At 53.0% G+C, this 19,945-nt stretch carries 22 protein-coding genes, 1 tRNA gene and 1 other RNA gene; 23 read left to right on the top strand and 1 reads right to left on the bottom strand.

Features of this window, described 5'->3' with window-relative positions; translation table 11 throughout:
• From JMJ95_RS04260 to JMJ95_RS04345, 18 genes are all read left to right on the top strand, one after another.
• On the top strand, positions 1-192 hold a 192-nt coding region (locus JMJ95_RS04260), incomplete at its 5' end, for a hypothetical protein (protein WP_290682982.1).
• Positions 193-210: 18 nt separating this feature from the next.
• The gene (gene tsaE / locus JMJ95_RS04265) at positions 211-717 is read left to right on the top strand and encodes a tRNA (adenosine(37)-N6)-threonylcarbamoyltransferase complex ATPase subunit type 1 TsaE (protein WP_290682984.1); all 507 of its coding nucleotides are present in this window, start codon (positions 211-213) and stop codon (positions 715-717) included.
• Positions 714-1,400, top strand: coding sequence for a tRNA (adenosine(37)-N6)-threonylcarbamoyltransferase complex dimerization subunit type 1 TsaB (gene tsaB, locus JMJ95_RS04270; RefSeq protein WP_290682986.1), 687 nt, complete (start codon positions 714-716; stop codon positions 1,398-1,400). The genes tsaE and tsaB overlap by 4 nt, the downstream gene beginning before the upstream one ends.
• A gap of 179 nt (positions 1,401-1,579) precedes the next feature.
• Positions 1,580-1,798, top strand: a complete 219-nt coding sequence (locus JMJ95_RS04275; RefSeq protein WP_290682988.1) for a ferredoxin family protein — start codon at positions 1,580-1,582, stop codon at positions 1,796-1,798.
• Entirely contained in the window at positions 1,791-2,924 is a 1,134-nt protein-coding gene (locus JMJ95_RS04280) for a 2-oxoacid:acceptor oxidoreductase subunit alpha (protein ID WP_290682990.1), read from the top strand. Before JMJ95_RS04275 ends, JMJ95_RS04280 begins: the two co-directional genes overlap by 8 nt.
• 2 nt (positions 2,925-2,926) lie before the next feature.
• On the top strand, positions 2,927-3,745 hold the full coding sequence (locus tag JMJ95_RS04285) for a 2-oxoacid:ferredoxin oxidoreductase subunit beta (protein ID WP_290682992.1): 819 nt from the start codon (positions 2,927-2,929) through the stop codon (positions 3,743-3,745).
• Between the two features lies 1 nt (position 3,746).
• Complete coding sequence (locus tag JMJ95_RS04290; protein WP_290682994.1) at positions 3,747-4,310, top strand: 2-oxoacid:acceptor oxidoreductase family protein; 564 nt, start codon at positions 3,747-3,749, stop codon at positions 4,308-4,310.
• A gap of 92 nt (positions 4,311-4,402) precedes the next feature.
• Positions 4,403-5,776 carry a 23S rRNA (uracil(1939)-C(5))-methyltransferase RlmD gene (gene rlmD, locus JMJ95_RS04295; protein ID WP_290682996.1) on the top strand — a complete coding sequence of 458 codons (1,374 nt, stop codon included), beginning with the start codon at positions 4,403-4,405 and terminating at the stop codon, positions 5,774-5,776.
• 339 nt (positions 5,777-6,115) lie between these two features.
• Positions 6,116-6,191, top strand: a tRNA-Gly gene (locus tag JMJ95_RS04300).
• Between the two features lie 177 nt (positions 6,192-6,368).
• Entirely contained in the window at positions 6,369-6,704 is a 336-nt protein-coding gene (locus tag JMJ95_RS04305; protein ID WP_290682998.1) for a cell envelope biogenesis protein TolA, read from the top strand.
• A complete protein-coding gene (locus JMJ95_RS04310; RefSeq protein WP_290683000.1) occupies positions 6,691-8,703 on the top strand; it encodes a V-type ATP synthase subunit I in 2,013 nt (670 codons plus the stop codon). The genes JMJ95_RS04305 and JMJ95_RS04310 overlap by 14 nt, the downstream gene beginning before the upstream one ends.
• A gap of 32 nt (positions 8,704-8,735) precedes the next feature.
• The gene (locus JMJ95_RS04315) at positions 8,736-9,215 is read left to right on the top strand and encodes a V-type ATP synthase subunit K (protein ID WP_290683002.1); all 480 of its coding nucleotides are present in this window, start codon (positions 8,736-8,738) and stop codon (positions 9,213-9,215) included.
• Positions 9,216-9,237: 22 nt separating this feature from the next.
• On the top strand, positions 9,238-9,819 hold the full coding sequence (locus JMJ95_RS04320; RefSeq protein WP_290683004.1) for a V-type ATP synthase subunit E: 582 nt from the start codon (positions 9,238-9,240) through the stop codon (positions 9,817-9,819).
• 16 nt (positions 9,820-9,835) lie between these two features.
• Entirely contained in the window at positions 9,836-10,849 is a 1,014-nt protein-coding gene (locus JMJ95_RS04325; protein WP_290683006.1) for a V-type ATPase subunit, read from the top strand.
• Entirely contained in the window at positions 10,839-11,180 is a 342-nt protein-coding gene (locus tag JMJ95_RS04330; RefSeq protein WP_290683008.1) for a V-type ATP synthase subunit F, read from the top strand. The genes JMJ95_RS04325 and JMJ95_RS04330 overlap by 11 nt, the downstream gene beginning before the upstream one ends.
• A gap of 33 nt (positions 11,181-11,213) precedes the next feature.
• Complete coding sequence (locus JMJ95_RS04335) at positions 11,214-13,007, top strand: V-type ATP synthase subunit A (protein WP_290683010.1); 1,794 nt, start codon at positions 11,214-11,216, stop codon at positions 13,005-13,007.
• Entirely contained in the window at positions 12,997-14,415 is a 1,419-nt protein-coding gene (locus JMJ95_RS04340; protein ID WP_290683012.1) for a V-type ATP synthase subunit B, read from the top strand. The genes JMJ95_RS04335 and JMJ95_RS04340 overlap by 11 nt, the downstream gene beginning before the upstream one ends.
• Before the next feature lie 12 nt (positions 14,416-14,427).
• Positions 14,428-15,051, top strand: coding sequence for a V-type ATP synthase subunit D (locus JMJ95_RS04345; protein WP_290683014.1), 624 nt, complete (start codon positions 14,428-14,430; stop codon positions 15,049-15,051).
• A gap of 50 nt (positions 15,052-15,101) precedes the next feature.
• Here the strand turns inward: JMJ95_RS04345 and JMJ95_RS04350 are convergent, their stop codons facing one another.
• Positions 15,102-15,908: a protein-glutamate O-methyltransferase CheR gene (locus tag JMJ95_RS04350; protein WP_290683016.1), complete on the bottom strand. Its 807-nt coding sequence runs from the start codon at positions 15,906-15,908 to the stop codon at positions 15,102-15,104.
• Positions 15,909-16,018: 110 nt separating this feature from the next.
• On the opposite strand from JMJ95_RS04350, the gene rnpB reads away from it, so the two are divergent.
• From rnpB to JMJ95_RS04375, 5 genes are all read left to right on the top strand, one after another.
• Positions 16,019-16,347, top strand: an RNA gene (rnpB, locus tag JMJ95_RS04355) — RNase P RNA component class A.
• 132 nt (positions 16,348-16,479) lie between these two features.
• Complete coding sequence (mraZ, locus tag JMJ95_RS04360) at positions 16,480-16,905, top strand: division/cell wall cluster transcriptional repressor MraZ (protein ID WP_290683018.1); 426 nt, start codon at positions 16,480-16,482, stop codon at positions 16,903-16,905.
• A complete protein-coding gene (gene rsmH, locus JMJ95_RS04365) occupies positions 16,902-17,819 on the top strand; it encodes a 16S rRNA (cytosine(1402)-N(4))-methyltransferase RsmH (RefSeq protein WP_290683020.1) in 918 nt (305 codons plus the stop codon). The genes mraZ and rsmH overlap by 4 nt, the downstream gene beginning before the upstream one ends.
• Positions 17,813-18,232 (top strand): hypothetical protein, encoded by a 420-nt coding sequence (locus JMJ95_RS04370; RefSeq protein ID WP_290683022.1) that lies wholly within the window; start codon positions 17,813-17,815, stop codon positions 18,230-18,232. Before rsmH ends, JMJ95_RS04370 begins: the two co-directional genes overlap by 7 nt.
• Positions 18,233-18,264: 32 nt before the next feature.
• Complete coding sequence (locus tag JMJ95_RS04375; RefSeq protein WP_290683024.1) at positions 18,265-19,944, top strand: penicillin-binding protein 2; 1,680 nt, start codon at positions 18,265-18,267, stop codon at positions 19,942-19,944.
• Position 19,945 lies beyond the last annotated feature (1 nt).

Raw genomic sequence — 19,945 nt, forward strand, 5'->3', positions numbered from 1 at the left:
CTGAAAAAGACAGAGAGAATCCGTGTGAAAGGATTTCGGTATACGGCAGCCGGTTTTGCCCTGGCACTCTTCTGGCTCCTGGGCGCGCGGTACATACAGAGAGAGATCTCCTTTGCCCCCATGCTGCTTTCGGTTTTTCTGGTCATTGTGGGTGTCCTTCTCTTTATTCTCGTTCTTCGAAGAAAAAAATAGAGGAGTGGTGACCAGCCTATGTATTTTTTGCCGTCACGAGCAGCGGTAACGGAATCTGAAGAAGAAACGGAGCGGCTCGGCGCACTGCTCGCCGGATATTTTTCCGGAGGAGTCACAATCCTCCTTTCTGGAGATCTCGGAGCAGGAAAAACGACCCTTGTCCGGGGTTTCTGCGAGGCCCTGGGTTACAGGAAAGTGCGGAGTCCTTCCTTCACGCTCGTGAACCACTATATTGCAGGGAAAAGGAAGATCGTTCATTCAGACCTCTACAGACTGGACTCAGGGGATGTCAGTGATCTTGACCTCCAGGAATACGATTCCGGCGACACGGTTCTTTTCGTAGAATGGGCGGAAAAAGCTCCGTTTTTTTCCGAACGCCCCCTTTGGAAGATGCATATTTCCTCCCCTGACGTTCTCAGTTTTCCGGAACGCCGCCATTTTGATTTTTTTGCCCTCAACCCGGAAGGAGAGGAACTGCTTTCCCGATTCTGGCAGACCATAGGGGAGGAGGTCATTCCCGAATGAAATACCGCATTCTGTCAATCAACTGCTCCAACGCACGATGGACCGCCCTTGGTCTTTCGGAAGGGGGGATTGTCAGAGGGGAGATAAATCTTGATCTCGGCAAAAGACAATCCTCGGTCTTACCGTCCCTTGTCGATTTCTTCCTCGGAAGTTTTCTTCTCAAGGTTACTGATCTCGATTTTGTCGCTGTAGTCAATGGTCCCGGCTCCTTCACAGGAATAAAGGTAGGCGTGGCTTTTTCGCAGTTTCTCGCCTGGGCCTGCGGCGGAAAACCCGTAATCCCCCTTTCCTCCCTCGAAACGCTGTCCTATGCAAGGCCGGGCAGATCACATCAGTATGTCTGTCCTCTTCTCTGGGCCGGCGGCGGCAGGGTGTATTCGGCTCTCTTCGGCCCGGCGGCGGCAGGGGAGTGCCCGAAAGAGGCAATGCCGACAAGGGCATACAGCCGGGGTGAACTTCAGGCGGCCTTGGCTCATTCAGGGGCCCGGGAAAGAGATATTCTCTTTATCTCGGATGCCCCCGAGAAATGCGCCGGGCTTTTTGCGGAGACCATCATCGGACCGTTTGAACCTGCAGCTCCCAGGGGATCGGCAGACGTACTTCTTGCGGAACATTACACACATCGGGCCATCCCGCCCCAGGCTGTCAGAGCGCGATATCTGCGGGATCCCGACATCGGGTGATGGGTTTATATCTTTTTTATCTCTTTTTATTAATGAAGATAAAAAAGATAAATATATTTTCACTGTTGAACTCCGGCAAGCTTAAAGATATTCTTTCACATGCACACAGATGAGATTGCTGGGTATTTTCCCAGTGCAGATTTGAACCCGTTTAGACAATCCCGCAGGAGGTGATTTTTTTGCCCAAAAAGTTCAACGTCCAGGTGAACCATTCGTGGTGTAAGGGCTGTTCCTTGTGTATCTACATTTGCCCGAAAAAAGTGCTCGAGCTCGACGAAGTACGCGGAAAATCCGTCCCGGCCCGTCAAGATGACTGCATAGGCTGCAGGCAGTGCGAAAACATATGCCCGGATTTGGCAATTACAGTGAAAGAGAAGGAGGAAGAGAAGGATGCATGATGTCGCCTTCTGGCAAGGAAACGAAGCAATCGCTTACGGTTCTCTCGCCGCCGGATGCCGTTTTTTCGGAGGGTATCCCATAACCCCTTCATCTGAAATTGCCGAAATCATGGCTGTAGAACTGCCGAAGCTGAACGGAAGATTTATCCAGATGGAGGACGAGATCGCAGGAATAGCCGCCACAATAGGGGGCTCTATCGCAGGCATGAAATCCCTGACCGCAACCTCCGGTCCCGGATTCTCCCTGAAGCAGGAAAATCTCGGCCTCGCCTACATGGCGGAGATTCCCATAGTTGTGGTGGATGTCATGCGCGGCGGTCCCTCCACCGGACTTCCCACGAAAGCGGCCCAGCAGGATGTCATGCAGGCCCGCTGGGGAACCCACGGAGATCACGGTACCATTTGTTATGCTCCTGCTTCTGTCCAGGAATGCTATGAAGTGGCCGTCAAGGCTTTCAACTCCGCTGAAAGGTACCGCCAGCCGGTTCTTATTATGAGCGACGAGATCATCGGCCACATGCGCGAAAAAGTTCTTGTGCCCAAAATTGACTCTTCCAAGCTCGTGGAAAGGAAACGTCCCACCGATATCCCCGAAAAGTTCGTTCCCTACCGGCCTGATCCGAAAGACGACCTCCCATGCATGGCATCCTTCGGCGACGGCTACACATGGCATATTACCGGCCTGACCCACAACGAATGGGGATTCCCCACGAACAACGCAGATGAAATAGAGAAAAAAATGAAACGCCTCATGAGAAAGATCGACCGTTTCCGTGATGACATCGTCGAATACGAAACAGTCTCCGTCGACGATGCGGCAGTGCTCGTTCTTGCCTACGGCAGCGTTGCCCGCTCGAGCCTGAGGGCCGTTCACGAGGCAAGGACCCGGGGCATCAAGGCCGGATTTTTCAGACCCGTCACCCTGTGGCCTTTCCCCGACAAGGAGCTGGAAAAACTCGCCCGCAAGGTAAAAACCATTATCGTTCCCGAGCTGAACTGCGGCCAGATGGTTCTCGAAGTCGAGCGGGCGGTCCACGGAAAGGCGAAGGTTGTGGCTTACAGCCTTGTCAACGGCGAACTTTTCAAGCCTGAAGAAATTCTCGCTGTCATTGAGGAGGTGGCCTGATTATGCCTAATCAGGAAGTTTTCAGTTGGCTGCGCACACGGTTCTTCCCCCATATATGGTGCCCCGGATGCGGGCACGGCATAATCATGCATGCTCTCCTCAGAGCTCTTGTCACCCTCCAGAAAAAGAAAAGCCAGACGGTCATCGCCTCCGGCATAGGCTGCTCGAGCCGCATGGCCGGCTATATCGATGCATGCACGGTCCACACCACCCATGGAAGGTCCCTTGGCTTCGCCACGGGCATCAAGCTCGCCAAACCCGAACTCACCGTCATTGACGTCATGGGCGACGGAGACTGCACCGCCATCGGGGGCAACCACTTCATCCACGCCTGCAGGAGGAACATCGACATTACGGCCATCGTCATGAACAACAATATCTACGGAATGACCGGCGGACAGGCTTCTCCAACCACCCCCGCAGGAAGTATGGCAACCACCACTCCCTATGGCGCCATAGATCCTTCTTTCGACATCTGCAAGCTCGCTGAGGGAGCAGGAGCAGCTTACGTTGCCCGTTCAACCATTGCCAACCCCAAGCAGGCCGAGCAGTTCATCCTGAACGGAATCCAGAAGAAGGGATTCTCCGTGGTTGAAATACTGACCCACTGCCATACCACTTTCGGAAGGAAAAATAACCGGAGGACCCCCATCGACAACGTCAACTACTTCAAGAACAACTCCGTTCCCCTTGCCAAGGCAAAAGACATGTCCCCGGAGGAACTTGCCGGAAAGATCGTCACCGGCGAATTTGTCAACAAGGATGTCCCCGAATATACGGAGCAGTACCTCGCCTTGATCGAAAACGTAAGGGGGAAGTGAAATGGCAGGAAGATATGAAATCCGATTTGCGGGTTCCGGCGGCCAGGGCGTAATCCTTGCCGCAGTCATCGCCGGAGAGGCTGCGTCCATTTTCGAGGACGGGCTCTATGTCGTCCAGTCCCAGTCCTACGGCCCGGAAGCCCGGGGTGGGAAGTCCAAGGCAGAGGTGATCATCTCCACCGAGCCCATCGACTATCCCAAGGCGATCAAGCCGAACCTGCAGGTCATCCTGACCCAGCAGGCTGCGGAAGAATACGCCGGAGAAACCCTTCCTGGCGGCAGAATCATCTACGATGACTTCTTCGTTACCAGTTTCCCCCAGGTGGACGCCAACGTGTATTACCTTCCCATAGTGCGGACCGCCCGTGAAAAAATCGGGAAAGAACTGGTCACAAATATGGTCGCCCTTGGAGCGGTCGCCAGGGTTCTCGAGCTCGAGAAAATCGTCAGGCCGGAATCGATCCGGAAGGCGATTCTCGGCAAAGTGCCTGAAGGCACGAAACAGCTCAACTCCCAGGCCTTCGACGAAGGATACCTCCTTTTCAAAAAAAGCATTCACCTGTAAAATTCACGGAAACATCTTCCATTAACGAGGAAGGCAGAGGTCATCACAATGACCTTTGCCTTCTGTTTTTTCGGCACAGGAGATTGGGGGGCATGGCGGTGAATCAGGGTGACAGGGTAGTGCTGCGCACTGAAAAGATCAGCAGCGACGGAAGCTGTATCGCACGCACTTCCGAAGGGCTTGTGGTGTTCGTTCCCGGGGCTCTCCCCGGAGAAGAAATCAGGGTAAGGATCGTCAGAAAAAAAAGAGAGTACGCCATAGCGGAACCGGAAGAAATACTTCTTGCCCACTCGGGCAGGAGTCTTCCTTTTTGCCCTCTCTATGAACGATGCGGGGGGTGCCAGCTCCAGCACGCCGAGTATACCCTTCAGTGCCGATTGAAGAGAGACATTGTTCGGGATGCCTTTGAAAGAATTTACCGGGCGCCTTTTCCGGACATCGTCTCATGCGGGCCGAGCCCAAGGGATAGAAATTACCGGAACAAAGGGTCCCTTCCCATAGGAAACGCGGGAGGAAGAACACAAGCGGGCTATTATGCGAGAAGAAGCCATGACATTGTCCCTGTCGTTTCGTGCCCTGTTCTCGCGAAGGAAATATGCGATGTGCCGGGAACGGTTTCAGATATTCTTTCAAGCCTCGGATTCCCTTCTTACGACGAAAAGACCGGAAAGGGACTGTTCCGCCATCTCATACTGAGATGCGGCAGCAGCACGGGGAACGTTCTTCTTTCGCTCGTCGCGGCCAGGAGGCTTTCCAAAGCCGAAAAGGAGCGAGCCGAACACAGGCTCGTTCCCCTACTCAGGTCCCATTGCCCGAACCTTCGGACCGTAACGCTGAACTATAATTTTTCAGGGAACAATGTCATCGTGGGCGAAAAGACAGAACCTCTTTTCGGCGACGGACTGATTGAGGAAGAACTTCCTCCCTTCCGGTTCAGGTTTGATTCCACCGCCTTCTTTCAGGTCAACTCAGAACAGGCCGTCAGACTCTACGAAGCCGCGTCTCGAATGGCCTGGGCGGGGGGTACGGAGAAAGTCCTCGAACTCTACAGCGGTATCGGAACTCTTACCTGCTTCCTTGCGGAAGGAGCTTCTTCGGTGACGGCTGTGGAGGAGTGGATGCCTTCAGTGGAAAGAATGAAAAGCAACGTGGAAGCCAACGGCCTGTCCGGAAAGATAAAAATCATCGCCGGCCCCGTTGAAGAGAACATTCGTTCCCTCAAGGGAGATTTCGATACAGTAGTTGTCGACCCACCAAGAACGGGGTGCAGCAGGGAGGCAATCCGCTCCATCCTGACCATCGCGCCAAGGAACATCGTCTATATTTCCTGCAACCCTGCAACTCTGGCCCGAGATGGGGCTCTCCTCCTGGAGGGGGGGTATTTCCCCAGGGAAATCAAGTGTTTTGATATGTTCCCCCACACTGTTCATGTGGAAACGGTGGTTCGCTTTACCCTCGGCGAGTAGTTCTGCCGGGTCTTGAAAGAACGGAAAATACGTTCACAGGCAATAGGGGGATAAAAAAGCTGAACCCGCTAATTTTTCCAGACAGAGGGAGTGTCGCCGGGCATAAGGTGAATTCGCCCTCCCCGGAAGCGAGGAGATACCCCCCTGGGGGACAAGCCCCGGCGAACGCAGGGATGCGCGGTGATCGTTTGTGCAGTTGCCGAGGACGGCAATTTGCACCCCCCGGCCCAAGGGAACACCAGTGACGCTCCCCGCTGGGGTGCGGATTTAGGAAAAAGATTTCTTCAGTATTGCCAAAAGAAAACGGGGCGGATATAATATCCCTCGTCTGACACAAGGGCGGACATAGCTCAGCTGGTAGAGCATTAGCTTCCCAAGCTAAGGGTCGCGGGTTCGAATCCCGTTGTCCGCTCCATATTTTTATTTCCATCGCTTCCCTATATTTGTTCCGCCCAATAGAACAAATATTTTCTACAATTCCCCTATGCTCAGGATATATAGTGAAGTTTGACATGAATTTTATGTAGTAATAAAATACTTTATGTTTTTATGTTGAGACATTAGCCAAGGAACAAACTTTTTTTGGAAGGAGGTGGAACGTATGGCAGTGAATTTGGCTGAGGAAATCAAGGAAGTCGAGGCCCGTTCCAGAGAAGCGATCAAGGAAGCGAAGAGCGGGGCTGCCCGCATGGTCAACGAAGCGAAGACCGAGGCCGAACGCAGGGTGAAAGAAGCCAAGCAGAAGGCTTTCCGCCAGTATAAGGAAAAAATTGCCTCCGTTGAAAAAGAAGCTGAAGAAAAAGCACAAAAAGTTGTTGAAACGGGAAGAAAAAACGCGGAAAACCTCGCTCAGCAGTTCGGAAAAGAAGTTCCGAGCACGGCGAAATGGATTGCGGAAGAGGTGATTTCTCGATATGGCCGTGGCTAAAATTGCAAAAGCCGAATTTTACATCCACAAATCCGACGTGGATGGGGTTTTGTCTGCCCTTCAAAATACCGGATCGTACGAGGTAATCCCCTTCAGTTCGGAAAATGAGTCGGAAAGACCGGTCATTGTCCATCCGGATTTTTCCAGGGTGGATTTTCTGCTTGGAGAGACACGGTTTCTTCTGCGCTTTTTGGAACCCCATTTCCTTGACCCAGTTTCCGGAATGGCCCGCGCTATGGGCGAGAAAGAGGAATTTTCACTCCGGCAGGCCAGGGAACTGGATTCCCGGACTGATCTTCCATCCCTATCCGAAGAGATACGGGGACACGAGCGGAGACTTATGGAAATCCGTTCCGAGTCTACACAGTTGGATTCAACTGAATCACTCCTTCTCTCCCTTAAGGATTTCCCTTACCCGCTTGAACTTCTCACCTCCGGTACGGAATACGTCAAGGGACTCCTCGGGACCATGCCCGCTGAACAGGTTGAACCATGGAAACGGGGAGCGGAATCCCTTCTCGGTTCCCTGGGAGAGATCTATGTCGCTCCGGGCGGAGAAAAGGAAAAAGACCGGATCGTGGCTCTCTTTTTTGACGGAGCCGTTGCACACAAAGTAACAGAAATTAACGCCCGGCACTCGTTCAACCGAATGGAAATTCCACCAGCGCTTCATTCGAGCGTTTCCGAGGAGCTTGCCCACATCGGCGACAGAAGAACTCTCCTTGCAGCGGAGGAAAAGGAAATACTGAAGAAGGTCGCCGATGCGGCAGCCCGATGGGTACCCACAATCCGGGCCCTGAGCGATTATTATTCGGTGCTTCGGGACAGGTATTCGGCCCTTGCCTCAGGAAACGCAACAGACCAGGTCGTCATGCTCCGGGGATGGATACCGGAATCCGAACTTCCCGCTGTGAAGAAGGCGCTTGCCTCCTTTGATTCTTCCATCGAGATCGTTATCACGGAACCCGGCCCCGATGACACCGTACCGTCCCACATTGTCAACCCGTCATGGTGTCTCCCCTTTGAAAACCTCACCCGGCTCTACGGAGCTCCTAAATATGGAGAGATTGATCCCACACCGCTTCTCGCTCCCTTCTTCCTGATTTTCTTCGGGATGTGTCTCGGCGATGCCGGATACGGTCTGATCATGATCGGTTTCTTCACTTGGTTCCTCAGGAAATTCAAGAGAATGCCCACCGGTTTCAGGGAGTTTTTCAAACTCTTTGTTCTTTCGGGAATTTCTGCGGTTGTTGTGGGGGTGCTTACAGGAAGCTGGTTCGGTGATCTTGTGGATGCTTTCGGCATTTTTTCCTTCCTTCGTCCTTTGAAAAATGCCCCGGTCATCCTCAATCCCATGGAAAACCCCATGACCTATCTTGCCATTTCCCTGGCTCTCGGAATCGTTCAGCTCATGTTCGGCCTCGGGATTGCGTTTTACGACGCACTCCGCAAGAAAAACTACATGGGGGCCTTCGCGGACACAGGCGGCTGGATAGTTTTTCTTGTCGGCCTGCTTCTCTGGGGAGGAACCGCCGGGGGCTTTTTGCCCGCTGAGACGGCATCCCTCGCAAAGACTCTCGCCATAGCAGGAGCGGTCGTTCTCATCGCCACGCAGGGCAGGGAAAAGACGGGAATCATCTCAAAAGCGATCTCGGGGGTGTTGAGCCTGTACGGAGTCACCTCGTACCTCGGCGACGTCCTCAGCTACAGCAGGCTTCTCGCACTGGGCCTCGCCACTTCGGCAGTCGGAGTCATCATCAACATGCTTGCCGGCCTTGCCGGGAGCGTTCCGTTTGTCGGCTGGATTCTCGCTCTTCTTCTGATCGTGGGGGGGCATATTTTCAGCATCGCGGTGAACGTGCTCGGGGCCTTCGTCCATTCCCTGAGGCTGCAGTACGTAGAATTTTTCAGCAAGTTCTACACCGGCGGAGGAAGAGTTTTTGCTCCTCTGACGTACAACACCAGTTACGTATTCATAAAGAAAGACACTGTCGAATAATTTCAATAGCTTGAAAGGAGCGTGTCAATACTATGGATCTTCTTGGAATCGCATTGGCAATACTTGGAGCAGCTATGGCCGCAGGGTGGGCAGGAGCAGGATCTGCCATCGGGGTCGGAATCGCCGGAGAATCGGGAGCCGGTGTCATGACTGAAGATCCGGGGAAGTTCGGCCTTGTTCTCCTTCTTCAGGCTCTTCCGGGGACACAGGGAATTTACGGACTCCTTATCGCTTTCTTCGCGATCCTCAAAGTCGGCCTCCTCGGCGGCGGAGACGAAATTTCCGTCAATGTATGGCAGGGCCTCGGCATTTTCTTTGCCTGCCTTCCCATAGCCCTCGGTGGATATTTTTCCGGAATCGCCCAGGGGAAAACCTCGGCCGCCTGCATCCAGATGATCGCAAAACGCCCTGAGGAAACAGGGAAAGCCGTCATTCTCCCTGCAATGGTCGAAACATACGCCGTTCTTTCTCTTCTGATGAGCATCATTCTCCTTAACGGAATCAAGCTCTAAGCCTGTCAAGGAGGTTAAATCCATGTCCTTGGCGGAAATCAAGAAAAAAATAGAAGCGGATGCGCAGGAGGAATCGGGAAAGATTCTCGAAGAAGCCCGTTCCATGGTGGAGTCTATCAACAGTGATGCCGACGGGGAAATCCGGAAAATAGAGGAATCATACAGCGAAAGATTCCGCAAAGAACAGCCGGAAATCCTTAGAAGGCGCGAGATAGTGGCCGGTCTCGACGTAAAGAAGATTGAGCTCGGTGTGAAACAAACGGCCATTTCGGACTCATTTTCACAGGCCCTTTCCCTGCTTTCAGATCTTCCCGGAGAGGAATATCTCTCCCTGGTCGAGAGTCTTCTTCTGAAAGCGACGGAGTCAGGGGACGAAACGGTAGTTATATCGGCCAAAGAGAAGCATATTACCCAAGAATGGCTTGCCGGTTTCAATGAAAAACACGGCAAAAAATTAGTTCTCGATGAGGAGAAACGCCCGATTTCAGGCGGATTCATAATGAAAAAGGGCAAAATCGAGACGAACTGCTCATGGGATATGCTCATCCGCTGGGTTCGGGACGATATTGAGGCAGACGTTGCCAAACGGCTGTTTTCAGCCTAGTCGGAGGTGATGCTCCATGGCTCCGGCAGAGCGGTACGGGTATGCAGTTGCACGGCTCCGGGCAATGTCCGGACGCCTTCTTGAAGAGGCTCTTCTCCAGCGTATTCTGGAAAGCGAAGACCTCGACTCGGCGCTGAAAGTCCTCGGTGAAACGGTCTATTCCAGCTGGCTGATGGAGATGAAGGGGAACGGCGATTTTGACAGGGCTATCGAAGCGGAACTTCTCCATGTTTACGGAGAAGTTGAGAAGTTCGTTCCGGATCCCGCTCTGGTTCAGCTTTGCCGTCTTCCTTATGATTTTCACAACGTTAAAGTTCTTTTAAAGAGCTCTCTCCTTGTCCGTGAAGGAGGAGAAAGGCGGTTCGACCTTCTGACCCCGCTCGGAGACATTCCCACGGATGACATTATCATGGCCATGGAAAGTGAAGACTTCCGTATGCTTCCCTTCGGCCTTCATCTGCTCGTTCCCCACTGTTTCTCGGTTTGGGAGCAGACGAAAGACATTCTTGAAGTGGAGAAGCTTCTTGACGAAGGGCTTTTCACCGCCATGAGAAAAACAGCGTCTGGAACGGGCATTGAAACAGCAATGCTCTGGGTAAGAGGTAAAATCGACGCGGAGAACGTCCGGAACCTTCTCAGAATGAAAAGAATGGATATGGAAACTGGTGCTGCAACCGGTTTTCTTCATGACGGGGGGCTTGTTTCCAGGGAAAAGCTTCTTTCTCTTTATGCCGAACCGGTGGAGAGCTGGGGCAGGATGCTTTCTTTCGCCGATGTGTCGAAGGCTTTTTCCCGCGTTCAGGACGCAAGCGATCTCAATTCTCTTGTCGTAGAGATGGAGAAGGTACTCGACGAGTACATCGCTGCCATAGTCGGAAGCTCCAGGTACAAGGCTTTCGCCCCGGAGAACGTCATTTCCTTTCTGTGGAAGAAGGAAATGGAGGCTAAAAATATACGTATAGCGCTGGTTTCCGTTTCCAATGATACGGACAGGACGCTGGCAAGGGGGCTGTTCCGTCATGTCGGTTAAAAACGCAAGAAATTCCATGGCAGCAGTCGGGGAATACGAAACGGTTCTTCCCTTTCAGGCTGTGGGCGTACGGCCCTTCATCATAAAGGACAACACCCCCTCGGCTGTGGAAGAAACACTCCTCGGGCTTGCTCGCAAAAAGTATGCCGTCGTCTTCGTTCAGGAAAGTTGTTACGTTGCATCTTCCCAGTTTATAGCCGGCCTGAACAATGACTACGAAACAAGCTTCATCCCCATTCCTGGACTCAAGGGGAGCCAGGGGATAGGTCTCGAGTCCATACGGAGCAGCGTGGAACGTGCGGTCGGTATGGACATTTTTGCTGTGAAATAATGCAGAATACGGTTCGTCTGGAGGCGATAGACTGTGGCCACTGAAAAAACCATACGGGGGACCATAGAAAAGATTTCCGGACCGCTTGTGGTGGCGAAGGGTATGTACGGCGCCAGCATGTTTGACGTGGTTCGGATAGGCGACATTGGTCTCGTTGGAGAAATAATCGAACTGAAGGGAGACACGGCCTCCATCCAGGCCTACGAGGAAACATCCGGTCTCATGCCCGGAGAGCCTGTAGTCGGTACGGGCGCACCGCTGAGCGTCGAACTCGCCCCCGGCCTGATGGAACAGTTTTACGACGGAGTCCAGCGTCCGCTGAACATCATCGAGGAAGTGGCAAAAAGCCATTTCATTTCGAGAGGAATTGACGTTCCTGCCGTCGACCGAAACAAAAAGTGGCAGTTCACACCGAAGGTGAAGGAAGGCGACTTCGTGACCGAGGGTGATGTTCTCGGCGTCGTGCAGGAGACCATCCTCGTCGAACATAGGGTAATGGTGCCCGTCGGCGTTTCGGGCAAAGTCACAAAAATAAAGGAAGGCAGCTTCACTGTTGAAGAGACCATAGCTGTACTGGAGAAGGACGGAGAAAAGAATAACATTGCTATGCTCCAGCGCTGGCCGGTTCGGAAAGCCCGTCCCGTGGCGAAGCGGCTTCCTCCAGTCATTCCGCTGACAACAGGACAAAGGGTAGTGGATTCATTCTTCCCCATCGCCATGGGAGGAACCGCTTGCGTACCCGGCCCCTTCGGATCGGGAAAGACTGTTATCCAGCACCAGCTCGCGAAGTGGGCGGAGGCAGAGATAGTTGTCTACGTGGGTTGCGGGGAACGGGGAAACGAAATGACCGACGTGCTTCTCGAGTTTCCCGAGCTTGAAGATCCGAGATCCGGACAGCCTCTCATGAAGCGGACCGTCCTCATCGCCAATACTTCCAACATGCCCGTGGCCGCAAGGGAAGCCAGCATCTACACGGCTATCACCATGGCGGAATACTACAGGGACATGGGATACTCCGTTGCGCTTATGGCTGATTCCACCAGCAGGTGGGCGGAAGCGCTCCGCGAAATGTCAGGCCGTCTCGAAGAAATGCCCGGCGAAGAAGGATACCCCGCTTACCTTGGAACAAGGCTCGCATCCTTTTATGAAAGAGCGGGGCGGGCCGTGGTGCTCGGAAGCGAGGGAAGGGAAGGATCCGTCACGGCCATCGGCGCTGTCTCCCCTCCGGGGGGCGACCTTTCTGAGCCTGTGAGCCAGAATACCCTCCGGGTTACCAAGGTCTTCTGGGGCCTTGATGCGAACCTGGCCTACCAGAGGCACTTCCCGGCGATCAACTGGCTGCTGAGCTATTCTCTCTACACTGATAAACTTGATGAATACTGGGATGCCAAGTTTGACGACGAGTGGAGCAGCCTCCGCATAGAGGGAATGACCCTTCTCGAGGAAGAGGACAATCTTCGGGAAATCGTGCGTCTTGTCGGCATCGATACCCTGTCCAAAGAAGAGCGCATGCTCCTCGAAACCGCGAAATCCCTGAGAGAGGACTTCCTTCACCAGAACGCATTCCATGAGGTCGACACCTATGCCTCCATGGAAAAGCAGTTCAAGATGCTCAAGACGATCATCAACTTCCACCATCAGGGAATGGAAGCCCTGAAAAAGGGAGCATCCATGAACGAGATCTTCAACCTTCCGGTCCGGGAATCCATCGCCAGAATGCGGTATCTTGAGGAGAAGGACATCGGCAAGATAGACGAACTGGAAGAGACAATACGGAAGGAAATAAACGACGTCATCCCCGTGGGAGGTGAAAGCGATGCTGCCTAAGGAATATGGGACCATTAGCGAGCTTTCCGGTCCCCTTCTCGTGGTGGAAAAAACACAGAACGTACGGTACGACGAACTTGTCGAAATTGAGCTGGCCTCCGGAGAACGCAGACGGGGCAGGGTTCTGGAAATCACGACCGACAAGGCGCTCGTCCAGGTCTTCGAAGGAACCAACGGCATAGACATCAAGAACACGAAGCTCCTCTTCCTTGGAAAGGTGCTCACTCTTCCCGTCAGCCTGGACATACTCGGTCGCGTATTCAACGGCCGTGGAGAGCCCATAGACGACGGAGCGCCCATCCTTGCCGAGAAGAAGCTCGACATCAATGGAATGCCCATGAACCCCTTCTCCAGGGATTTTCCCTCCGAGTTCATCCAGACGGGCATTTCCACCATCGACGGAATGAACCCCATGGTCCGGGGCCAGAAACTTCCCATCTTCTCGGGAAGTGGTCTGCCCCACAACAGGATGGCTGCCCAGATTGCCAGGCAGGCGACTGTCATAAGCGGCCACGAAAATTTTGCTGTCGTTTTCGCCGCCATGGGAATCACCTTCGAAGAAGCATTCTTTTTCATGGAAGACTTCCGTAAAACCGGTGCCATCCAGCGAACGGTCATGTTCGTCAATCTTGCAGATGACCCGGCAATCGAACGGATAACGACCCCCCGTATAGCGCTCACCGCTGCAGAATATCTGGCGTTCGAGCATGATATGCACGTCGTGGTTATCCTGACGGACCTCACCAACTACTGCGAAGCCCTTCGGGAAATCTCCGCCGCACGGAAGGAAGTCCCAGGCCGGAGGGGCTACCCGGGATACCTCTACACCGACCTCGCCACCATGTACGAACGGGCGGGTAGGCTCAAGGGAAAGAAAGGCTCGATTACCCAGATTCCCATCCTCACCATGCCTGAGGATGACAAGACGCATCCCATCCCGGACCTTACCGGGTACATCACCGAGGGACAGATCATCCTGAGCCGGACGCTTCACAGGAAAGGCATATATCCTCCCGTAGACGTCATGCCGTCCCTTTCCAGGCTCAAAGACAAGGGAATAGGAAAGGGCAAGACAAGGGAAGATCACGCCGACCTTATGAACCAGCTCTTTGCCGCCTACGCCAGGGGCAATGAAGCGAAAGAACTCGCGGTCATTCTCGGGGAAGGAGCTCTATCCGAAGAGGACAAGGCCTTCGCGAAGTTCGCCGATATGTTTGAAGACCAGTACGTTCGCCAGGGGGAATACCAGAACAGGACCTACGAGGAAACCCTTGAACTCGGCTGGGATCTCCTTACAGCCATCCCGGTGAAGGAACTGAAGCGTATACGGGATGCCTACATCGAGAAATACCTCTCGCCGAGGCTGAAAAACGGGGAAAGGGCCAAAACAGTCCCTGAAAAAGTGTAAAGGAGCCGTGTCATGGCCCGATTGAATGTAAACCCCAACAGGATGGAGCTTTCAAGGCTGAAAAAACGCCTTGTCGTGGCAAAACGGGGTCACAAACTTCTCAAAGACAAGCAGGATGCCCTTATCAAGGCGTTTCTTGAGCGGGCCCGGGAGGGAAAAGTTCTCCGGGAGGAACTTGAAGGCGAGCTTGCAGAGTGCTACAAGAGCTTCCTCCTTGCCCGTGCCCAGACCCTGCCTGCCATGCTGGAACAGGCCTTGATGATCTCCGGAGCCAAATGCAATCTTCAGGTTAGCTGGCAAAATGTCATGAGCGTGCTTGTTCCCGTTTATACTGTGGAGCAGGGAGGAACTCCTGTCAATTACGGTCTCGCTACGTCTCTCGGCAGCCTCGATGTTGCACTGGAGCGGTTCGCCGCTCTTATTCCGCGGCTGATAGCCCTGGCGGCAAAGGAGAAGGCGATCAACCTCATGGCTTTGGAAATTGAAAAGACCCGCCGGAGGGTAAATGCCCTGGAACACGTCCTGATACCGAGTTTCGTGGAAACGATCCGGTACATTGCGATGAAGCTCGACGAACAGGAACGGTCAACTTTGAGCCGGTTGATGAAAATCAAGGAAATCGTTCGCTCTCACTGACCGGAAAAGTTGGAGGAGGACCCGAAAAGGCCCTCCTCCAACTTTTTTTCTCAAGCCGGCTTCTGGTAAAGGAACGCCCCTGCCGATTCGAAACCGATCTTCCTGTACTCGAAAATCTGTTCAGTTGACCCCACGAGAAGAAATCCCCCCGGTCTGAGAGCCCTGAAAAATTTGTGATAAAGAGCAGTCTTTGTCTCAGCGGAAAAATAAATGACCACGTTTCTGCAGAGGATAAGGTCAAAATCGTCGGCAAAACTGTCCTCTATGAGATTCAGCCTCTGGAAGCTGACCCTCCCCTTTACCTCCTGCGTCACCGAATAGGTTTCTCCACCGTCCCGGGTGGTGAAATATCTTGAGATAAGGTCCTGGGGAACGTTGAGTATCTGTCGCTTGAGATAGGTGCCTTTTTTCGCGATGGATAGTGCGCCCTGATCAAAGTCGCTTGCGAGCACCGGTGACTGGGGGGAGAGTCTTGCCTCGAGAGAGAGTATGGCGAGAGAGTAGGGTTCTTCGCCGGTGGCGCACCCGGCACTCCATATTTTCAGCTGCTTTTTGCCACGGGACTGTATCAGCCGGGGGATGATCGTCTCCCGAAGCTCCGTCCACTTCGCAGGATTGCGGAAAAATTCGGAGACGTTGATCGTGAGGTAATCGAGAAATTCTCTCAGTTTTTGGTCATTCTCCCTGATCGTCTTGAAATACAGGTCGTATTCGGCAATGTTCCAGCGCTGCATCAGCATGTGGACTCTTCTATGGATCTGATTTTTATAGGAGTTCAGGTCGAGTCCTGTGAGTTTTTTGACGTTCGCCTTGAAAATATCGTATTCAGGTGAATCATAGCTTGTTTTTTCGATCATTGGGGGAGTCTCTTCTCCTTTTAGAGGGTGAAAAATGGTATAGGGGTATTTTATACGAAACATCCCGGAAGATATACACCTCCGTCATTTGCGGTGGTATAATTTTCTCGGGAGTATTCTAGGTGACCGCTCCTTTTGGGAGAGGAAAGTCCGGGCTCCATAGGGCAGGATGCTGGGTAACCCCCAGTTGGTGCAAACCAAAGGAAAGTGCCACAGAAACAAACCGCCCCCTGAGGGTAAGGGTGAAAAGGTGGAGTAAGAGCCCACCGGGTGAAAAGCGATTTTCACGCCAGGCAAACCCCGTCCGGAGCAAGACTGAATAGGGGGGGAAGACGCTGCCCGCCGACCCCCGGGTACGGTCGCGTAAAGACCGTCGCGAGGCGGTCTTCAGATAAATGGTCACCATGAGACAGAACCCGGCTTATTGAATGCTCCCATTTTCCCGAATTAAATAGGTCTTTTGGCTCATTTTTAATGTTTTTTTGAGAGCCTAAAGGCCTATTTATTTTTTTGCGAGAGTGGTAGGGTGGGGGCAAGTGGGGGAAAATGTCGTAAAGTGGGAGGGATTCCCATGTTGGTGGGGACCTATGAACACAAAATTGACTCCAAGGCGCGGATCGTTCTTCCCTCGAAGTTCAGGGAAGAGCTTGGAGACTGTGTTTTTTCCACCATCGGCATCGACAGGTGCGTTTCTCTCTATTCCCGCTCCCGGTGGGAAAATGTCATGACCAAGCTCCAGGATCTCCCCTTTTCAAAAAGCAAAACCCGAGGGCTCCTCAGGGTGATGCTCGCTAGTGCTCATGAACTGCCCGTTGACTCGGCAGGAAGGATTCTCCTTCCTCCTGTTCTTCGACAGCACGGTGATCTTTCTCAGGATGTTGTTTTTGTCGGAGTAAACGACCATGTTGAGCTTTGGGACCGGGACAGGTGGTATGAATACCGGGAAGAGATGGTCGGGGAACTGTCCGAAATAGCCGAGGGAGTTGAAGGATTTTGACGGAACACATCCCCGTTCTCATAACTGAAATCCTGTCTTTTTTGCAGTCCCGCCCGAAAATCGGTAAGGTACTTGATTGCACTCTCGGCCTCGGAGGATATTCAGAGGCTGTCCTCCAGGCGTTTCCCGGAGTTCGCGTGTGGGGACTCGACCAGGACGAGGAGGCCATACGGATAGCCTCAGACAGGCTCGACGCTTTCGGGAACAGGTTCCATCCGATCCACGGAAACTTTGCTGAAGCGGTTGACCTGGCTGGATATGCCGGTCCTTTTGACGCTATTTTTTTCGATCTCGGAGTGTCCAACCTCCAGATCACGGAGGGGCACCGGGGTTTTTCTTTCCAGGCGGACGGACCGCTCGATATGAGGATGAACAGGCGTTCCGATCTGACGGCCGAATATCTTGTGAACAATTGGACGGAAAAAGAACTCTCCGAGATTTTCTGGAAGTACGGCGAGGAGCGCTATTCCAGGCAAATTGCCCGAGGAATACTTCGTCACAGGGAAACCACCGGGAAGATTGAAACCACCGGGAACCTTGTGGCGGTTATCCGGGAAACCCTTCCGGCTCCCGTCCAGAGAAAAATGGGCGGACATCCCGCACGTAAGGTATTCCAGGCGCTTAGGATTGCAGTCAATAACGAACTTGATGCCTTGGAACGGGGCCTGTCTGGAGCTTTTGAACTGGCCAGTCCCGGCGCTTCCATAGCTGTAGTAAGCTATCATTCTCTTGAAGACCGCATCGTGAAACATTTTTTTAGAGAAATGCAAAAAGACAACAGAGGAACCATCGCGACGAAGCGTCCTGTTATTCCTTCTGACGGGGAAATTGAAAGAAATTACAAGGCCAGAAGCGCGAAACTGCGGCTTTTCGTCATCACCGAGCCGGGGAAGGAGACAAAAACAAAATGCTGAGCCAGAGAGATGGTCAGACAAAGGCGGTTTTTACCCTGAGAAAAATTTGTCCTTATCTTATTTTTTCGGCCCTTGTCGTTTTCGGATCGTTCATGGGACTCGGAGTGCTTCGACTGTACAGTTTTCGTCTGGAATACAGGCTCAACAACATTAATTCCCAGATCGAATCCTTTCAGGCGCAGCAGATATCTCTCAAACAAAGCCTGTCGGCTCTTCTTTCTCCCGGGAGAGTGTACGGCTATTCCAAAAGTGAGCTCGGCATGACCTATGCTTCCAATGTCAGGACTCTGCGCCTGGATGGTCCCCTTCTTGCAGATTCCGGTCCGGGCGGAAACAGCGGAGGAGAGCCCGCACAGAAAGAACCGAAAGGCTGGTTCTATTTCTTTCTGGAAAAAGCGATGGCAGGAGAATGATCACCTTGTGACATCCCTCGGAGGGACTTGGCATGTTAAAACGCTTTGGGGGTTCCCCTTGGTTTCTTGTCTTTCTGTTTTTTGCCGTTCTTTTCTGGAGAGTGGCATCTCTCCAGCTTTTTCCTGATCCCCGCGTGGAGAAGCAGTCACGGCGGCAATACTGGAGCCGTGTTCCGGTAAGCACCAACAGGGGTTTCATATATGATGCCGACGGAAATGCCCTTGCCCTTTCAGTTCCTTCTTCCAGTTTCTTTCTTGACCCCGCTTTCTGGAATCCCTCAGATGGGCCGAAGCTTCAGGGCATTCTTCCTGAAAGTATCATCGCAGCCATTTCAGCCCAAATACCCGGACGATTCTTCTGGCTTGCCCGAAAAGTCGACAGAGGAACGGCGGAGAAAATCCGCAGCCTGAATCTCAAGGGTATTTATGAAATCAGTGAAAAGAAGCGCCTTTACCCCAACAAGTCCCTTCTCTCTCATGTTCTGGGTTTCTGCGATGTGGACGACAAAGGACTTGCAGGAATTGAACTGGTGTGGGATAAAATTCTTTTCTCCCCTCCTGGAATAAAGGTCCTGGCCAAGGGGTCATCGGGGAGGACCCTGGATATCAGCCGCCAATCAAATGAAGGACTCTCTTTCGGACCGGGATCGGTCAGGCTTACGGTTGATTCGAGAATCCAGTTCATCGTAGAAAAGCGGCTGGAAGAAGGCGTTGCCGAACACGGGGCCAAGTGGGGCAGCATTGTGTGCATTGACCCGGAAACCGGGGCCATCGTTTCTATGGCAAGCTGGCCGTCCTTCGACCCGAACGTGAGAGAAAACCTTACATACCTGAAGAGAATTACGAACAATTCTACCGGGCGCACATACGAACCCGGATCAACATTCAAACCCATCGTCCTGGGTATAGCCATGGAAAAAGGATGTGTCGGAGGTTCCGAAACATTTAACTGCCCTTACAGAATAAAGGTTGCGGACGGGCACATTTCCGAAGCAAGCAACAGAAGTTATGGAAGGCTCTCCGTTCCGGAGATTCTCATAAAGTCGTCTAACACGGGCATGGCTCAAATCGGCATGCGGGTCAAGCCGTTCGACATGTACAACGGGGTCCGGGAGTGGGGATTCAGCAAGCCCTTGGGGATCGAACTGAACGGCGTGGAAGACGGGCTTCTCGCCACGCCGGAACAATGGAGGGGGGTCGTTCCTTCGAATATCTCTATCGGCCAGGGACTTGCGGTCACCCCCCTTCACCTGGCCAATGCCATGGCAGCGATAGCCAACGGCGGATTTCTTCTTCGGCCATACATTGTTTCTGAAGTCCGCGATTCGTCAGGCCGGATGATCTATAAAGGCGAACGAACGCTTGTTCGGGAAGTGCTTTCGCCGAAAACCGCGTCATGGCTTTCGTCCGTCATGAAAGAATCAGTGAAAAGCGGGACGGGAAAGACGGCAGGGCTTCCCTATGTCTCCATCGCGGGAAAAACGGGCACAGCCCAGGTGGCAGAAAAAGGAGAGTACAAAAAAGGGAAATGGGTTTCGTCTTTTGCCGGCTTCTGGCCTGCCGAAAAACCTGACTATGTCATGCTCGTGGTCATCGGGGAACCATCGAAGGGGAAATACTACGGCGGCGATGTTGCAGCCCCGGTATTCCGCCGGATAGTGGAGGACATGTTCCAGTCCGGCCTTTTTGCCGACAGCGGATGGGGAGGATAGC

Origin of the sequence: Aminivibrio sp. (assembly GCF_016756745.1) — a bacterium.
Lineage (GTDB): Bacteria > Synergistota > Synergistia > Synergistales > Aminobacteriaceae > Aminivibrio.

Excerpts from the sequence above, each read along its gene's own strand:
- tsaE (WP_290682984.1), top strand. The coding sequence starts at position 211 with ATGTATTTTTTGCCGTCACGAGCAGCGGTAACGGAATCTGAAGAAGAA.
- tsaB (WP_290682986.1), top strand. The coding sequence starts at position 714 with ATGAAATACCGCATTCTGTCAATCAACTGCTCCAACGCACGATGGACC.
- JMJ95_RS04280 (WP_290682990.1), top strand. The coding sequence starts at position 1,791 with ATGCATGATGTCGCCTTCTGGCAAGGAAACGAAGCAATCGCTTACGGT.
- JMJ95_RS04285 (WP_290682992.1), top strand. The coding sequence starts at position 2,927 with ATGCCTAATCAGGAAGTTTTCAGTTGGCTGCGCACACGGTTCTTCCCC.
- JMJ95_RS04290 (WP_290682994.1), top strand. The coding sequence starts at position 3,747 with ATGGCAGGAAGATATGAAATCCGATTTGCGGGTTCCGGCGGCCAGGGC.
- rlmD (WP_290682996.1), top strand. The coding sequence starts at position 4,403 with ATGGCGGTGAATCAGGGTGACAGGGTAGTGCTGCGCACTGAAAAGATC.
- JMJ95_RS04310 (WP_290683000.1), top strand. The coding sequence starts at position 6,691 with ATGGCCGTGGCTAAAATTGCAAAAGCCGAATTTTACATCCACAAATCC.
- JMJ95_RS04315 (WP_290683002.1), top strand. The coding sequence starts at position 8,736 with ATGGATCTTCTTGGAATCGCATTGGCAATACTTGGAGCAGCTATGGCC.
- JMJ95_RS04320 (WP_290683004.1), top strand. The coding sequence starts at position 9,238 with ATGTCCTTGGCGGAAATCAAGAAAAAAATAGAAGCGGATGCGCAGGAG.
- JMJ95_RS04325 (WP_290683006.1), top strand. The coding sequence starts at position 9,836 with ATGGCTCCGGCAGAGCGGTACGGGTATGCAGTTGCACGGCTCCGGGCA.
- JMJ95_RS04330 (WP_290683008.1), top strand. The coding sequence starts at position 10,839 with ATGTCGGTTAAAAACGCAAGAAATTCCATGGCAGCAGTCGGGGAATAC.
- JMJ95_RS04340 (WP_290683012.1), top strand. The coding sequence starts at position 12,997 with ATGCTGCCTAAGGAATATGGGACCATTAGCGAGCTTTCCGGTCCCCTT.
- JMJ95_RS04345 (WP_290683014.1), top strand. The coding sequence starts at position 14,428 with ATGGCCCGATTGAATGTAAACCCCAACAGGATGGAGCTTTCAAGGCTG.
- JMJ95_RS04350 (WP_290683016.1), bottom strand. The coding sequence starts at position 15,908 with ATGATCGAAAAAACAAGCTATGATTCACCTGAATACGATATTTTCAAG.
- mraZ (WP_290683018.1), top strand. The coding sequence starts at position 16,480 with ATGTTGGTGGGGACCTATGAACACAAAATTGACTCCAAGGCGCGGATC.
- JMJ95_RS04370 (WP_290683022.1), top strand. The coding sequence starts at position 17,813 with ATGCTGAGCCAGAGAGATGGTCAGACAAAGGCGGTTTTTACCCTGAGA.
- JMJ95_RS04375 (WP_290683024.1), top strand. The coding sequence starts at position 18,265 with ATGTTAAAACGCTTTGGGGGTTCCCCTTGGTTTCTTGTCTTTCTGTTT.